The organism is Enterobacter sp. V87_3 (assembly GCF_029967835.1).
Lineage (GTDB): Bacteria > Pseudomonadota > Gammaproteobacteria > Enterobacterales > Enterobacteriaceae > Enterobacter > Enterobacter cancerogenus.
This window is the reverse complement of sequence record NZ_JASCAM010000023.1, coordinates 293,183-308,124: the sequence shown is the minus strand read 5'-3', so window position 1 is coordinate 308,124 and position 14,942 is coordinate 293,183. Positions and strand designations below refer to the sequence as shown.

Annotated in this window: 14 protein-coding genes; 9 read left to right on the top strand and 5 right to left on the bottom strand. The window is 55.0% G+C overall.

All coding sequences use genetic code 11. From position 1 onward, the window contains the following. The first annotated feature begins 72 nt into the window (after window positions 1–72). From QLG21_RS12485 to QLG21_RS12465, 5 genes are all read left to right on the top strand, one after another. Entirely contained in the window at window positions 73–1,287 is a 1,215-nt protein-coding gene (locus tag QLG21_RS12485; protein ID WP_282484531.1) for an MFS transporter, read from the top strand. Between the two features lie 16 nt (window positions 1,288–1,303). Then, window positions 1,304–2,350 carry an NAD(P)-dependent alcohol dehydrogenase gene (locus tag QLG21_RS12480; RefSeq protein ID WP_282484530.1) on the top strand — a complete coding sequence of 349 codons (1,047 nt, stop codon included), beginning with the start codon at window positions 1,304–1,306 and terminating at the stop codon, window positions 2,348–2,350. A gap of 16 nt (window positions 2,351–2,366) precedes the next feature. Next, entirely contained in the window at window positions 2,367–3,395 is a 1,029-nt protein-coding gene (locus QLG21_RS12475; protein ID WP_282484529.1) for an alpha/beta hydrolase, read from the top strand. A gap of 25 nt (window positions 3,396–3,420) precedes the next feature. Continuing rightward, window positions 3,421–4,407, top strand: a complete 987-nt coding sequence (locus QLG21_RS12470) for an aldo/keto reductase (RefSeq protein ID WP_045325189.1) — start codon at window positions 3,421–3,423, stop codon at window positions 4,405–4,407. 169 nt (window positions 4,408–4,576) lie between these two features. Then, on the top strand, window positions 4,577–5,179 hold the full coding sequence (locus QLG21_RS12465) for a site-specific integrase (protein ID WP_282484528.1): 603 nt from the start codon (window positions 4,577–4,579) through the stop codon (window positions 5,177–5,179). 101 nt (window positions 5,180–5,280) lie between these two features. On the opposite strand, the gene QLG21_RS12460 is transcribed toward QLG21_RS12465, so the two are convergent. After that, window positions 5,281–5,733: an Lrp/AsnC family transcriptional regulator gene (locus QLG21_RS12460; RefSeq protein ID WP_088208350.1), complete on the bottom strand. Its 453-nt coding sequence runs from the start codon at window positions 5,731–5,733 to the stop codon at window positions 5,281–5,283. A 182-nt stretch (window positions 5,734–5,915) separates the two neighbouring features. Here QLG21_RS12460 and QLG21_RS12455 point away from each other — a divergent pair, with 182 nt between their 5' ends. The 4 genes from QLG21_RS12455 to QLG21_RS12440 all read left to right on the top strand — a co-directional run bounded on the left by QLG21_RS12455 (window position 5,916) and on the right by QLG21_RS12440 (window position 9,031). Then, window positions 5,916–6,542, top strand: a complete 627-nt coding sequence (locus QLG21_RS12455; RefSeq protein WP_282484527.1) for a LysE family translocator — start codon at window positions 5,916–5,918, stop codon at window positions 6,540–6,542. A 114-nt stretch (window positions 6,543–6,656) separates the two neighbouring features. Beyond that, entirely contained in the window at window positions 6,657–8,003 is a 1,347-nt protein-coding gene (brnQ, locus tag QLG21_RS12450; protein WP_282484526.1) for a branched-chain amino acid transport system II carrier protein, read from the top strand. Further along, the gene (locus tag QLG21_RS12445) at window positions 8,003–8,371 is read left to right on the top strand and encodes a hypothetical protein (RefSeq protein ID WP_282484525.1); all 369 of its coding nucleotides are present in this window, start codon (window positions 8,003–8,005) and stop codon (window positions 8,369–8,371) included. The genes brnQ and QLG21_RS12445 overlap by 1 nt, the downstream gene beginning before the upstream one ends. 18 nt (window positions 8,372–8,389) lie before the next feature. After that, complete coding sequence (locus QLG21_RS12440) at window positions 8,390–9,031, top strand: NAD(P)-binding domain-containing protein (RefSeq protein ID WP_282484524.1); 642 nt, start codon at window positions 8,390–8,392, stop codon at window positions 9,029–9,031. Between the two features lie 253 nt (window positions 9,032–9,284). Here the strand turns inward: QLG21_RS12440 and QLG21_RS12435 are convergent, their stop codons facing one another. The 4 genes from QLG21_RS12435 to QLG21_RS12420 all read right to left on the bottom strand — a co-directional run bounded on the left by QLG21_RS12435 (window position 9,285) and on the right by QLG21_RS12420 (window position 14,921). Continuing rightward, window positions 9,285–9,755, bottom strand: a complete 471-nt coding sequence (locus QLG21_RS12435) for an NUDIX domain-containing protein (protein WP_282484523.1) — start codon at window positions 9,753–9,755, stop codon at window positions 9,285–9,287. 328 nt (window positions 9,756–10,083) lie between these two features. Then, window positions 10,084–10,794 carry a fimbria/pilus periplasmic chaperone gene (locus QLG21_RS12430; protein WP_282484522.1) on the bottom strand — a complete coding sequence of 237 codons (711 nt, stop codon included), beginning with the start codon at window positions 10,792–10,794 and terminating at the stop codon, window positions 10,084–10,086. Continuing rightward, window positions 10,763–12,406, bottom strand: coding sequence for a hypothetical protein (locus QLG21_RS12425; RefSeq protein ID WP_282484521.1), 1,644 nt, complete (start codon window positions 12,404–12,406; stop codon window positions 10,763–10,765). The genes QLG21_RS12430 and QLG21_RS12425 overlap by 32 nt, the downstream gene beginning before the upstream one ends. Beyond that, window positions 12,396–14,921, bottom strand: coding sequence for a fimbrial biogenesis outer membrane usher protein (locus QLG21_RS12420; protein WP_282484520.1), 2,526 nt, complete (start codon window positions 14,919–14,921; stop codon window positions 12,396–12,398). Before QLG21_RS12420 ends, QLG21_RS12425 begins: the two co-directional genes overlap by 11 nt. Window positions 14,922–14,942 lie beyond the last annotated feature (21 nt).

Sequence of the window (14,942 nt, the reverse complement as noted above, 5' to 3'; positions counted from 1 at the left end):
TTCAGCTCTTCCTGCAGCGCTGAAGGCCCTGGGGCGCAGACTTCATGTTATCTACTGAAAAGAAACCCCTGAATGAGTAATAAGACAGACGAAAACAGAAAAGAAAACACCGGAAGCGGGAAACAGCCTGCGCACTGGAGTGGTGTCTTTGCCATGACGCTGTGCGTCTTCGCCCTGATCGCCTCCGAATTCATGCCGGTCAGCCTGCTGACACCGATGGCGCAGACCCTTCGTGTCACCGAAGGCATGGCCGGACAGGGCATCGCCATTTCCGGGGCATTTGCAGTGGTAACCAGCCTGTTTATTTCCGTGCTGGCAGGCACGCTTAACCGGAAAACGCTGCTGCTCGGCCTGACCTGCATTATGGCAATTTCCGGTGCTGTTATTGCGCTGGCACCCAATTACCTGACTTATATGGCGGGTAGGGCCCTGATTGGCATTGTGGTCGGCGGGTTCTGGTCGATGTCGGCCGCGACGGCAATGCGTCTGGTCCCGGTGCATCGTGTTCCGCTGGCGCTGGCTATTTTCAACAGCGGCAATGCTCTGGCTACCGTCGTGGCTGCCCCTCTGGGCAGCTGGCTCGGATCGGTTGTTGGCTGGCGGGGCGCCTTCTTCTGCCTGGTGCCGGTCGCCATCATAGCGTTTGTCTGGCAATTACTCAGTCTGCCTTCCATGTCGGTCACCCGTCAGGCGGCTTCCCGCAACGTTTTCACGCTGTTTCGTCGTCGGGTGGTCACGCTGGGCATGCTGGGTGTGGGGATCTTCTTTATGGGGCAATTCACGCTATTTACCTACATCAGGCCTTTCCTTGAGACGGTGACGCGGGTGGATGCCGCAACGGTGACCCTGGTCCTGCTGGTTATTGGTGTCGCGGGTTTCATCGGCACTACCCTGATTGGCCGGGTGTTAAAACGCGGCTTCTACCCGACCCTGATGGCCATCCCGGTACTGATGGCCATCACCGCGCTGGCACTGATTGCCTTCGGCAGTCAGGTAGCCATCGTGACGGCGCTGCTCGGGCTGTGGGGGCTGATTTCCACTGCCGCACCAGTGGGATGGTGGGCATGGGTTCCGCGTACCTTCCCGCAGAATGCCGAAGCGGGCGGCGGACTGATGGTGGCGATGGTGCAGCTGTCCATTGCTCTCGGTTCGACGGTGGGCGGCCTGCTTTTCGACCATCACGGCTACCAGAGCACCTTCCTGGCCAGCGCCGCGATGCTGATTATCGCAACCGTACTGATCTTCCTGACCTCGCGGTCAGACACTTCTGCCGCAGACCATTCATAAACCCAGGAGTAATGCCATGACAGTTAAAGCTTACGGTGCCCATGCGGGCACACTGCCGCTGGAGCCGATGGATATCACCCGTCGCGCCCCCGGTGCCCATGATGTGCAGATTAATATCGCGTACTGCGGAGTCTGCCATTCGGATATCCACCAGGTACGCGCTGAATGGGCTGGAACGCTCTATCCCTGCGTACCGGGACATGAAATTGTCGGTCGTGTAGTGGCCGTTGGCGATCACGTCTCCGGTTTTTGTGCAGGGGACCTGGTGGGGGTCGGCTGCATTGTCGACAGCTGCCGGCACTGCAGTGACTGTGACGACGGACTGGAGAACTACTGCGACCATATGACAGGGACATACAATTTCCCGACGCCGGATGCGCCAGGCCACACGCTGGGCGGATATTCGCAGCAGATTGTGGTGCATGAGCGCTATGTCCTGCGCGTCACTCACCCGGAAGCGCAACTGGCCGCCGTGGCTCCGCTGCTGTGCGCAGGGATCACAACGTACTCACCACTGCGTCACTGGCAGGCGGGGCCCGGCAAAAAGGTCGGAGTGGTCGGTATCGGTGGACTGGGACATATGGGGATCAAGCTTGCGCACGCCATGGGCGCGCATGTCGTGGCCTTTACCACGTCTGAGTCCAAACGTGACGCCGCCATAGCGCTTGGTGCAGATGAGGTGGTGGTCTCCCGTCATGCCAGCGAAATGGAAGCCCATGCAAAGAGCTTCGATTTTATCCTCAACACCGTTGCTGCGCCGCATAACCTCGACGTGTTCACTGCGCTGCTGAAACGTGATGGCACGATGACCCTGGTGGGTGCGCCAGCCACGCCGCATGACGCGCCAGAGGTGTTCAGCCTCATCATGAAGCGCAGATCGATTGCCGGGTCGATGATTGGCGGCATTCCTGAAACGCAGGAGATGCTCGATTTCTGCGCCCAACACGGCATTGTCGCCGACATTGAGCTTATCCGCGCCGACCAGATTAACGATGCCTATGAGCGCATGCTCAGGGGCGATGTGCATTACCGGTTTGTCATTGATAACGCCACCCTGGCTTAATGATAAGGAGACCATCATGAAAAAATTTACGTTAGCGCTGGGGCTGTTGATCAGTGCATTTGCTTCCTCTGCGGCGGATATGTCCCGTGGGGCCGATAATTTTTATAAAAGCGATAAGGTGACGCAGCAAAAAGTCACCTTTAAAAACCAGTATCAGATGGCCGTGGTCGGCAACCTGTTTATCCCGAAAAAGATGAACCAGAATACCCGACACCCGGCGATCGTCGTTGGTCACCCGATGGGAGCCGTTAAGGAACAGAGTTCGAATCTTTATGCGCAGAAGCTGGCAGAGCAGGGTTTTGTCACGCTGGCTATCGATCTCTCTTTCTGGGGAGAAAGCGAGGGCAAACCGGGGCACCTGATTTCACCGGAAATCTACACAGATGATTTCAGCGCGGCGGTTGATTATCTAAGCACACAGCCGTTTGTCGATCCGGATAGCATCGGTGTATTAGGTATCTGCGGCAGCGGAAGTTTTGTTATCAGTGCTGCCAAGATTGACCCGCGTATGAAAGCCATTGCCACCGTCAGCATGTATGACATGGGGGCTGCATTTCGCAACGGCCTCAACCATTCCCAGACGCCGGAACAACGAAAGGCCTTTATCCGGTCAGCCACAGAGCAGCGTTTAGCAGAGTTTCAGGGAGGCGAGACGGCCTACATTCCCGGTACCGTGAATACACTGGACGCTTCAACGCCTGATATTCAGCGCGAGTTCTTTGATTTCTACCGCACCGAACGCGGCGGCTACACCCCACAGGGTCAGAAAGAAGAACTGACGACGAAACCGATGCTGAGCAGTATTGGCAAGTTTATGAACTTCTATCCGTTCAACGATATTGAAACCATCTCTCCGCGCCCGATGCTGTTTATTACCGGCGATCAGGCACACTCAAAAGAGTTCAGCGAGGACGCTTTCAAACGCGCCGGTCAGCCTAAAGAACTGTACATCGTACCGGGCGCAGGGCATGTCGATCTTTATGACCGTACCGACGTCATCCCTTTTGACAAGCTGAAAGACTTTTTCCGTAAAAATCTGCAATAACACGTTCAGTTAAGGAGCATTTGACATGAACTACAAACATCTGGGGCGTACCGGTCTGCGGGTGAGCCGCATCGGTCTCGGTACCATGAATTTCGGTGAGCTGACGGATGAGTCGGCCAGCTTCAGGATCATGGATGAAGCCGTGGATGCAGGTATCAACTTTTTCGATACCGCTGACGTCTATGGCGGGCCGCAGTCGCCGGATATGGCAAAGGGTTACGGAACATCCGAAGAAATCATCGGTAACTGGCTGGCGCGTAGTGGTCAGCGTGACCGGATAGTGCTGGCCACGAAAGTTTACCAGCCGATGGACACGGGGCCGAACGACAAATACCTGTCTGCCTACCATATCCGCCGGGCCTGTGAGGCCAGCCTGAAAAGGCTGAAAACGGACCATATCGATCTCTATCAGATGCACCATATCGACCGGAACACGCCCTGGGAGGAGATCTGGCAGGCCATGGAACAGCTGATCCGTGAGGGTAAAATCAGCTACGTTGGCAGCAGTAACTTTGCTGGCTGGGATATTGCCACTGCACAGTGCAAGGCCGACGCGCGCAACCTGCTGGGGCTGGCATCGGAACAGAGCCTGTACAATCTGACTCAGCGCACGATTGAGCTAGAAATCATTCCGGCGCTGCGTCATTACGGCATTGGCCTGATCCCCTGGAGCCCGGTCGGGATGGGGATGCTGGGCGGTGTTCTGAAGAAAATTGCCGGTGGCCGCCGGGCATCACCGCAGTTGCAGGCACAAATCAACCGCCTGCGGCCACAACTGGAGGCCTGGGAAACACTGTGTGATGAGCTGGGGGAAACACCATCAGACGTCGCGCTGGCTTGGCTACTGCAGAACTCGGTGGTTAGCGCCGTGCTCAGTGGTCCGCGTACAGTTGAACAGCTCCGTCAGAATCTCAATGCCCTGACGCTGTCTCTTTCAGACGATACGCTCAAAAGGCTGGATACCATCTGGCCGGGGCCAGGCGGAGAGGCACCTGAAGCTTACGCGTGGTAAAAGGTTATCAGTGTTAACAATTACCGGCCTTCGGGTCGGTAATTACATTATTTCGGCGAAATTTATTTATTACCTGAAGATGTTGTACTTTTCATCAATTCTTAGATGTCCGCTTTTCGCTCATATGGGACAACCATAATCACATCTCCTAACCCAAAGGAGATTGAGCATGACAACACCCCCCTGGAACAAGGGCCGTATCATTGGCCAGAAACGGCCTCTTCAGATCTCTCATATCTGGGGAATCCGTATCAGACTTGAGCTGGAAGGAAAAGTACGCGATTTAGCTCTATTTAACATGGCTCTGGACAGTAAACTTCGGGGCTGTGATCTGGTTAAGCTAAAAGTTTCTGATGTGGCCTATGGGCACTCTGTTTCGGGCAGAGCGACAGTGCTGCAGCAAAAAACGGGAAGCCCCGTTCAGTTTGAACTGACTAAAGGAACAAGAGAGTCTGTAGCAGCGTGGATCAAAATGGCTCATCTACGTAGTAGCGACTATCTGTTCCAGTCCCGCGTCGGTTCTTCACAACATATCTCAACAAGGCAATATAACCGTATTTTTCATGGATGGATTGATAAGCTGGGTCTCGACGAGGCTCTGTACAGCACGCATTCTATGCGAAGAACCAAGCCATATCTGATCTATAAAAAAACGAAGAATCTTCGAGTGATCCAGCTACTTTTAGGTCACAAGAAACTCGAAAGTACCGTCCATTATCTCGGTATTGAAGTGGATGATGCCCTAGAGATATCTGAGTCTATTGAAGTTTAATTTATGAGGGCTGCAAAAGCAGCCCTGTGTCAAAAGCGGACGTTGTTTGCTGGGCGGCTCTGCGTGACCGTCATAATTATCGGTGACTTTATCTTCCTGAATCAGGGAACTACCGGTCTGTTATTAACAACCGTTTTCATGATCAGTGTTGAGGTCAGGCGCTGAACGCCTGGCAGCGCTGAAAGGTCGAGATCATAGAGCCGCTGAAAGCTCTCCATGTCCCGTGTCAGGACGTGCAGCATATAATCCGGGTTACCAAACAGGCGCTGCGCGTTTATCACCTCTGGGACGTCAACCACCGCCTCCTCAAAGCTGCTTACCGCCTGACGATCGGCCTTTTCAAGTGATACAAAAACGATCACTGAAAAGCTCAGTCCGAGCTTGGCGGTATCGACCTGAGCACGATATCCACTGATGATGCCCGTCTCTTCAAGGCTTTTAACGCGACGGTGGCAGGGGGAAAGGCTCAGCCCGACCTTGTCCGCCAGCTCTGTCAGGGACAGGCGTCCGTCAGCCTGGAGTTCAGCAATGATCTTTTTATCGGTTCTGTCCACGTTCCCGCCTTATCAGGTAGTCAAATCCACACGATTCAGATCTGGAATATATTTCTCATTATACCCGATTTAAAGCAAACATCTTCTAAAAGAACCGCCATCAAAGGCTAATCTGGAAAGTTATCCCGCACATCAGTTGATAAGATCGTTTTTAGTTTTTAACTGAACAGAAAGGTGATGAAGTGGATTTCAGTTTGCTAGCAGCGTTCTGGATTGTATCGTTTTCTCTTGTTATGACGCCCGGAGCGGACTGGGCCTATGCCATTTCTTCCGGCATGCGCAACAGAATGCTGCTTCCGGCTGTGTCCGGCATGCTGCTGGGGTATGTTGTCATAACGGTTGTCGTCGCGGCCGGCGTTGGAGCACTGGTCGCCAGCATGCCGGTCATTCTGACGGTGCTTACCTATGCCGGAGCGGCCTATCTGCTGTGGCTCGGGGCCGGCGTCCTGCGCAATCCCCCGGTTCCGTCTGCAGGTAACTTTGGCGGGGAGGTAAACAGGTTCCGGACGCTGATGAAGGGGTTTGGCATCAGCGGGATCAACCCGAAAGCGCTGCTGCTTTTTCTGGCGCTTCTGCCACAGTTCACCAGCCGTGACGCCGGCTGGTCAGTTGGCGTGCAGATTTTCTTCATGGGGATGATTCAGATTATTAACTGTGCTGTGGTGTACAGCGCTGTCGGGCTGGGTTCAAAAGCGATCCTTCGTACGCGTCCGGAGGCGGCGCGGCGGGTCAGCCAGTTCTCGGGCATTGCCATGATTGTCATAGCCTTCCTGCTCTTCGGTGAGCAAGTTTATTCCGCCCTGAAATAACGGCATTACGGCCCGCCTGGGGCATCATCTCTGGTGCTCTCGGCTTCTGTGAAATGAATAATCAGGCTGACCGCGCTGCGTAACAGCCCCTGCAAACACATCTATGGCACATCAATGAACACATTTCGCATCAGAGACATCATTATCCTTGGCTTCATGAACTTTGCCCTGTTCGTCGGCGCCGGTAATATCATCTTTCCACCGTTCATCGGCCTGCAGGCCGGTACATCTGTCTGGACGGCAGCGGCGGGATTTCTGCTGACGGGCGTCGGGCTTCCCGTTATTACCGCCATTGTGATGGCAAAGGCTGGCGGGGCATTATCCGCCGTCACCCGCCCGGCTGGCAGGGCATTATCCGCCGTCACCCGCCCGGCTGGCAGGGTGTGCGGCTTACTGCTGGCCGTTATCTGTTACCTTTGCATCGGACCGTTCTTTGCCACGCCGCGTACTGCGACGGTTTCCTATGAGCTCGCCGTTCAGCCGTTTACGGGCAGCGAACGCTGGCTGCCGGTCTGGAGCGCAGTGTATTTTGGCATTGTTATTCTGGTTTCGCTCTATCCCGGTAGGCTGCTAGATACGGTGGGCAGATTCCTGTCCCCGGTCAAGATTCTGGCTCTGATTGTCCTTGCCGTAGCGGCGCTGGCTTATCCTGCAGGCCAGCCCCGTGCTCCGGAAGGGGTATACGCAACGGCCGCCTTTTCACAGGGCCTGACCAGCGGTTACCTGACTATGGATACGATGGCCTCTCTGGCTTTTGGCCTCGTTATCGTTAACGCTATCCGCTCACGGGGCGTGACCTCCGGGCGGCTCATCACGCGTTATGCCGTATGCTCCGGCCTGATTGCGGGCGCCGGTCTGGCGCTGGTTTATCTGAGCCTCTTCCGGCTCGGCACCGGCAGTATGGGGCTGACAGTAAGCGCCACAAACGGGGCGCAGGTGCTCAGCGCCTACGTACACCATGTCTTTGGCGCAGGCGGAGACGTGTTCCTGGGCGCGCTCATTACGCTGGCCTGCCTGGTCACCGCCATTGGTCTGACCTGCGCCTGCGCCGCCTGGTTCAGTTCCGTGACCCGGATCAGCTATCGCGCTTATGCCTGGTTCTTCGCGGCTTTCTCCATGCTGGTTTCTAATATGGGCCTGACGCAGCTTATCGCTTTCTCGGTGCCGGCGCTGACTGCCGTGTATCCGGTCTTTATCGTACTCGTCCTGACTTACTTCATCCGGGCACGTTTTTACTCTCATACCCGTGTTATCGCGCCCGCCGCGCTGGTATCGTTTGTGTTCGGCATTGCTGACGCGCTTTCTTCGGCCGGCATCAGTGTGTGGCCCTTTAGGCTGGTGCAGTATCTCCCACTTCACAATCAGGGTCTCGCCTGGCTACTGCCTTCGCTCGCGGTCATGCTCGCCGCCGCCGTCGCCGACCGCTGGCGTTCGCCACCCTCCCTGACGGAAGAGGGATAATGACGATGAAGGGCATTAAGGTTGCGCGGCAGAAGGTGCCTTATGCCGTTCTTCTACCCTGCCTGATTGCAGCATTACTGGCAGGGTTTACCGGACTGGAGAACGCCCTCTGGCGTCTGGGGAAAAGCTATCCGGCCGCGCTGGTACAGACGAGATACGTTGATGATATTCATTTGCTGACGCCGCAGGCGGTGCGCGACATCTGTAGTATGCCGCTGGCTCAGCCTGAATTGGTTAAAAAGAGCAATGGGCTATATTTGCGGTGCGGCACGCCGCTGCTTGAGGGCGTTTACCGCATAGCCCGGTGGTATACCGTCGTGAGCGGCGGACGGATAAGCGGCCCGGCAGCACGCAGTGGTGCCAGCTGAAAATAAAAGGAACGGCAAATGAAAATGGGTATTTTAGGCGTGGGGGAACTCACGGAAAAAATCGTGGCCGGCCTGGCCGCCGCCGAAACTGCTGCTGAAATCGTGCTTTCACCCAGAAATGCCGGGCGTGCAGACAGGCTTCGTGAAACCTGCGGCTGCCAGGTAGCCGGCAGCAGTCAGGCAGCCGCTGAAGATGCCGATATGGTTATTGCCGGCGTCCGGCCTGATTCGCTTGCCGGACTGGCGTCAGAGGTATCGCTTAAACCCCATCAGCTGCTGGTTTCGCTGGTTGCGGGCGTCGGTATGGACCATCTGCAGGCGCTGTTCGGTCACAAACATGTGGTGAGAATGATGCTTACGTATGCCGCCGGGATAAACCAGACGACGGTTGTGCTGACGGCCTGCGATGAGAAAACCCGGACATTCTTTTCCGCACTCGGTGAAGTGATTGTTCTGGAAAATGAAGAGTTGTTCGAACTGGCGACGGTCAGCATGTGCATGAACGGCTGGTTTTATCACCTCGCTGACGGCCTACAGAGCTGGTTAGCGAAAAAAGGCATGCCGCAGCATCATGCCCGCAGTCTTGTGCTTGGCGCGATGCACGACTGTGCCGCTTATGCTGGTCATAACGACGGGGTGCCTCTTGATAACCTGCTGTAGGCAGTCGCGACAGAAGGAACTTTTACGGCGCAGGGCCTTAATATTTTGCGTGAGCAGCAGATCATGCAGCCCTGGGTAAAGGCGGCCGATGAGGTACTTCACTCTTTAGTTACCGACAATAAGGATTCCGAAAACTAAACTCACCATGTTTGTGGCAAAGCAAGTGGAGTCTGCCTGCTCAGAATTCACAATGTCCGCTCTTAGCAGACGTTTAGCCCAGTTAGCTTGTCCGCTGCGTACCAGGAGCGGACTTCTAAGCCTGTTCGGTGAATGAGGTGCTGAGGAAGCCGTCAAGTAGGTTGATTATCAAATCGTATGGGAAGATGATTTCATTGGTTTGTCTGAGCTCTTCTAAGCTCCACCAGTAGTGATCGCGCATAACTTCTCTTTCATTGTTACTCCAACCTGAACGGTCAATATCTGATTTATCTGCATTTATAATAAAGAAACGTTCTTCAGCAAGAACGGTCTCACCACTGGGCAGCATCATCGGGAAGGTCCTGGAGGCTATTTGTGGCCCCGCAGTGCTTCTTGCCAGGCCCGTTTCTTCAAATAATTCACGTAACGCTGCCTGCTCAAAAGACTCATTGTGCTCAAGTCCTCCGCCTGGCGTAGCCCAGTATGTTTTTCCCTTTAGAGCATCATCTTTATGGCAGAATCTAAAGAGCAGTACATGATGTTCAGGTGAAAGGACTAACAATCGGGAGGCTGGACGAGTACGCATATATTCCCTCTTCAATAAAATTCACACCCACATTTCGGATTTTCATATAAGCCTGGAGACATTACTCACATCTGTGTGTCCTGATTAGCCCAGAGATGCACATCAACGCCTTGCATCGCCTCAGTCGTTTACGAATCCAGATAAATTTCTCAATATTCTGCGTATAGCGTGCGGCTCTTAGCCAGAGTCTGCAAGCATAGAAATAGTCACCATTACACTCATAGCTTGATGCCAATTCTATATTTATGTCATCTCTTTCCATACTCGGCCTGTGCATGCTCATTAATCAGCACGCCAGTGTCATGCTGATTATCAATTGATAAAAGGTTCAGTCCGCTGGTCGGGGCTCCGCCGGGCAGGTATCGCTGATCTTTATAAATTTGTCGTTATAAATCAGATAATGATGTCCCGACAGACGCAGCGCCGGCTGACGAACCACATCACCGGGACGCAGATACCAAGCGTCGCCCTCATCTTCGGTCGAATCACATCCCGGTTTGATCAGCAATTTAAACCAGGTGTTACCGATATTGCTCACCGTCCCGGCCACCTTGTCGAAGGTCCATTGAAACTGAACCTGACGCGGGCGAACGACCAGAATGGTATCCATCACCACCACCGGCTCCATGCTGACCTCGCCACCTGTCGGGCTCTGCCTCGTCAGGTTGCGGGTGGGGATCTCGCGAAATGAAATCCGGTAGTAGCGTTCGCGGTTATCTCGGGGGCCATGATAATAAAATTTGAAATACTCGCTTTCTCCGGCCTGTAACGTGAGCTGTCGGGGGGCGAACAACAGTTCGCCATCCACCGGTCGGGAGCGCACTTCACCGCCACCAGGGCGATCGATGGCGCTAACAGCAATGCGGTACAGCCGCGCGCTTTTGTTGTTGTTCACTACCCGTTTGCTGGCGAAATCCATCTCAGCCGGCAGGGAGAAGGTGAGGTTACCGACCGAGATAGCCTGTGTCTGAGAAGCTGCGAGAAGCAAGCCCAGGGCCAGCAGGGCTTTAATTAATGTTACGCCACGTCGCCTGAACATGAATTTCTCCTGAAGCGCTGACTTCGCCAAACCAGCCATTATCGTCTACCGTACGCAGTGAAATGGTGTTATCCATCGGAATCGAAAATTTCACCGTCGTTTTATCCAACTGCCCGACTTCGCCGGAGATATCGGTCCAGGGCGTAGTCAGCCAAAGCGCCTCGGACATATCCCGCCAGCTGTCATCGCACCCGGCATCGTAGGACTGCTCCGTCCCGCTGCGGGTAATAAATGAGAGCGTGGCCGGAAATGGCACTTTTGCAGTACCGTCGTCGGAGCTGAAGAGACAGTAGGAACGCCCGCCAATCACCTGTGACGGTCCGGTCACCTTGATGAGTACTTCGTCGGCGGCCGTTTTACCGCTGGTGGTGACGATGTAGCCGAAATCAAGTGCCGGTTCGTCGCTGCCGACAAATCCCTCCCGTGATGGCGACGACGTATATTCGTCGGAGATAATGCTGATGCTAAAATCACGGGGCTTGATAATCAGCGTATTGGAGGTGGAAAACTCGTACCATCCCGACTCCGGCGAGGTGATGTTCTGGAAGCGAAAGTTAAACAGATCCTTGGTGTTAATATCGCTGATCCCGAGATTAACCATCTGCTTAAAAAAGTTGCTTGAAAAGAAAACATAGATCGAATCTGCGCTCTTCATCTCGTTGAAGTTATAGAAATAGGCAGTATTGCTTACTGGCTTCCACGAACTGCCATTCAGGCTGAATTGCATATCGTATATACCGACGGCAGAGGCAAGCGACGAATTGGCAATTGCCGGGAAAATACGGATCGAGGTGTTACTTAACCCGTTTGTCTGCAAGGTATAGCTGACCATTTTACAGCTTAATCCTGATAAGCTGCCGATGGTTTGCGTCCGGCAGTCGGCATTTCCCTCACCCAGAGTCGGTACACCGTCACTGTTGATAAATACCTCCGCCAGGGAATTGGTATTGATCAACCGCAGATTTGCGGCTTTGGTATGGGTGACGTTGCGGACATACCAGTTGCCGGAGGACTGATCCTTACAGCGGGCACCGCTGCTGGCGTCATAGGTCGCAGAGGTCTGGCAGGCATTGATGGTCATCGTAAAGCTGCCGCCGACGGGCATCTGCTGCAGATACTGATAGAACGCGTCGGACATCATGCCATGCATCCACTTTGCGCCCCCGCTGGCCACTGTTGCGCCATAAAATCCGCTGGCATCGGTGGTTTGCGGCAGGATTAGGCTGGTAGCCATATCGCAACCGGCGTACCAGTTGATGCATCGAAGGCCGGTCAAGGGGTGCGACACCGGCGAATTTTCAAGCCACATATCAAACTTCCAGTTGGCATTAAGCACGGTGTTGTAGCCGTTATCGATATAGCCGAGGCTCTGCTGATAAATGGTGCCCGAGCCTGTGTATTTCAAACCGGTCCAGCGGTTGGCACCGGTCAGGCGTGGGTCCAGTACCCCGCCCGGTGTGACGAAAAAGTTATCGTCGGAGTTGTTTTCAACGAACACAAACTCACGCGCCGGTGCATCCGGCCACGTGGTTTTGGTCACGGCGGCCCTGAGCGCAGTCACTGGCCAGAGTAGCGCGAGGATCGCCAGCATTATCAGTGGGTTAACTTTCATTCTTATCTCCTGTCTGCTGTACTGCCGCCCATGATGAGAGGCCGCTACAGACCACATCCCCAACCCAGACGGCACCACGCGCGTTGCTGAGATCCAGCGCCACTTCGCAGGTCTTATTGCCGCCATAGCTAAAATCGATAGTGGGATAACTCTTGTCCACGTCCATGACAAACTCGCCGCTTTCATCGGTTCGGGTCCGGCCGATATGGTTGTTAATTCGTGCATTAGCCATCACCGTGCCGTCTTCCGCGCGGATACGACCGGAGACGGTGACCATTTGTTTCACCTCTGGCTCAATCACTGCGACGTTGCCGGGATAGAGCGTCAGATGACTCTTGCGTCCGCTGACGATGTCGTAGCTGTCGAGCGAATTTTTACTGTTCTGCAGTTCCACCTCATACCTGCCATAGGGAGAGAGGGGCAGATAGTTACGTTTGCCGCTGAGTGGGAAAATTCGCCCGTTTACTTTGGCGCTTATCTGCCCGTCATCATCCAGTCCGGTGTTGAATATCACACCGGCGTTGCCGTCGGTGCGTCCGCTGGCGGCGAGGTTTTTGCCCTGCCAGCCGACACTGCCGCTGGCAGTCAGGTTGGTATTAACGTAGCCGTCCGCTGCGCTGTTGACGTTAAGGGTTCCACTGGCGTAGCGGGCATCAAATTGGGCATAGGCTCCGCCGCTGAGTGTCTTGTCATCCCGGGTATCCCCGGAGATGGCCCGCGACAGATTGGTGCCGATGGTGCGAATTGTTCCTTCATCAAACTGTTTACGCGCCGACAGGTTGGCCATGGTGTAGCCGTTCTGATGGGTCATCCCGGCACTGAACCAGTTCCCTAAAGGCAGCGAAAGGTCGAGGGCAATATATTTCCCGGTATTGGCGCTGCTGTTGCCATTGTTAAAGCGCTGGATCCCCGCCCGCAGGCCCAGGGAGCCAAAGGTGCCACTGTAGACCGTCTGATAATAATCCGCCGTGTAGTAATGGCTGTTGTAACGCCGGTCATCGTTGTAGCTGATGCTAAAGGTGCCCAGCTTCGACCATAATGCGTTGAGGTTTAAGGTTCCGCCGATGGCCCGGTTGTCAGCATCGCTGCGCCGTAATTGATCGCCAATGCGAGTTTTCTCCTGGTTGACCCACAGCGAACTGAAGCCCCCAGGCAACGTGGCGCTGATACTACCGACGCCACTCCATGAGCTATCGCTGGCCAGCATACTTTGCAGATTAACGTTGACCGACTCACCCAGTGGCAGTGTCAGACGGGTTTCGCCCACCGCCTGATTGTCATAGCCGTATCCGGTTGCAGCCCAACTCAACGTGTCGAGCGAGCCGGACGCCGAGAGGCCAGCCAGCCAGCTCTCTTTTGCCGGCCGCGTCTTTTTCCCGTTTTCTGACCAGCGATCCATATGAAAGCTGCCGCTCCATATCTGCCACGCCAGTGGCGCACCCACGCCGCGTCCCCGGCTGAACAGCTTATTGACTCGCTGAGTGCGTTTGCTGACCACGCGACCGTTGACGATCGCTTCCACTTCCACATCATAAATACCGTACGGTAGTCCGCGGGTATCCACTTCATAGCTACCCATAGCGAAGTTCTGAACGCTCAGCAGTCGCCCGTCACGGATAAGATGCACTTCTCCCGCTGCGGGTAAAAAAGCGATCACTGGCGTGGTCGACTGACTGCTGTCGAAAACGGTGGAGCTGGCCTGATTTCCCCAGGAAAGACCGTAAATCTTCCCGGCCGAAATGGCGGTCATTGGTCCCAGCGACTGCAGGTTCCAGGTATCAAGCATCCCGCCCGCAAAACGGTGGCCGGCGAAATCGCGTTCATACATTGCCTTATATAATTCGCTGTCTTGTTGACCGCTGCCGATACCGTACAGCGAGCCATCCAGCGCCACATGGTGCTCCCGAAGGGCGGTGACGTTGTTCAGCGACAGGTAACTGGAGGTATTGCTTCCTCCATCACGCATCTGGTTGTTATAGACGCCGAGGTTATAGGTCAGGTTGCTGCTAACGGCGTTCACGCTGGACTGTCCAATATCATCGCTGCGCGCGCGCAGCACAGTACCCAGCGCCTCGCGTTTGACCACCAGCTGCAGCAACAACTGGCGCAGGCTAAGATCCAGCTGTGCATTGTCTGTCAGGGTAATGGTGAGCGCCTCGCTGAACGGGACGTCGGCGAGGCTGTTCAGCTGCTGCCGGGTCTTCTCGCTCACGCTGGCGTTATCCTCTCTCTCCTCCAGCTGGATCTGCCTTATACGCAGCTGGCTACCATCCAGCCAGATAAAGGCACTGCCGATCCGCTGGTCGTCCCGCGTATCCTGGTTGCCGGCGAGATGAATATAGAGCGGGACGCTCATGCCGTCCTGCAACGCCTGACCGAAGGCCTGCGGAATCATCACGCCGCCAATCTGCTGCGCACCGACGCCAGCAGCGCTTGCATCAGGCTGAACGAACAAAAAGATCATGCTGAAGGCAAACCGCGTCTTCAGTTCTTGGGAAATCCGTCGTAGAGGCATCGTCGTTATCCATCTGCACAG

Bases quoted from the DNA above. Each gene is read 5' to 3' on its own strand.
- QLG21_RS12485 (WP_282484531.1), top strand. From the start codon at position 73: ATGAGTAATAAGACAGACGAAAACAGAAAAGAAAACACCGGAAGCGGG.
- QLG21_RS12480 (WP_282484530.1), top strand. From the start codon at position 1,304: ATGACAGTTAAAGCTTACGGTGCCCATGCGGGCACACTGCCGCTGGAG.
- QLG21_RS12475 (WP_282484529.1), top strand. From the start codon at position 2,367: ATGAAAAAATTTACGTTAGCGCTGGGGCTGTTGATCAGTGCATTTGCT.
- QLG21_RS12470 (WP_045325189.1), top strand. From the start codon at position 3,421: ATGAACTACAAACATCTGGGGCGTACCGGTCTGCGGGTGAGCCGCATC.
- QLG21_RS12465 (WP_282484528.1), top strand. From the start codon at position 4,577: ATGACAACACCCCCCTGGAACAAGGGCCGTATCATTGGCCAGAAACGG.
- brnQ (WP_282484526.1), top strand. From the start codon at position 6,657: ATGAACACATTTCGCATCAGAGACATCATTATCCTTGGCTTCATGAAC.
- QLG21_RS12445 (WP_282484525.1), top strand. From the start codon at position 8,003: ATGACGATGAAGGGCATTAAGGTTGCGCGGCAGAAGGTGCCTTATGCC.
- QLG21_RS12440 (WP_282484524.1), top strand. From the start codon at position 8,390: ATGAAAATGGGTATTTTAGGCGTGGGGGAACTCACGGAAAAAATCGTG.
- QLG21_RS12435 (WP_282484523.1), bottom strand. From the start codon at position 9,755: ATGCGTACTCGTCCAGCCTCCCGATTGTTAGTCCTTTCACCTGAACAT.
- QLG21_RS12430 (WP_282484522.1), bottom strand. From the start codon at position 10,794: ATGTTCAGGCGACGTGGCGTAACATTAATTAAAGCCCTGCTGGCCCTG.
- QLG21_RS12425 (WP_282484521.1), bottom strand. From the start codon at position 12,406: ATGAAAGTTAACCCACTGATAATGCTGGCGATCCTCGCGCTACTCTGG.
- QLG21_RS12420 (WP_282484520.1), bottom strand. From the start codon at position 14,921: ATGCCTCTACGACGGATTTCCCAAGAACTGAAGACGCGGTTTGCCTTC.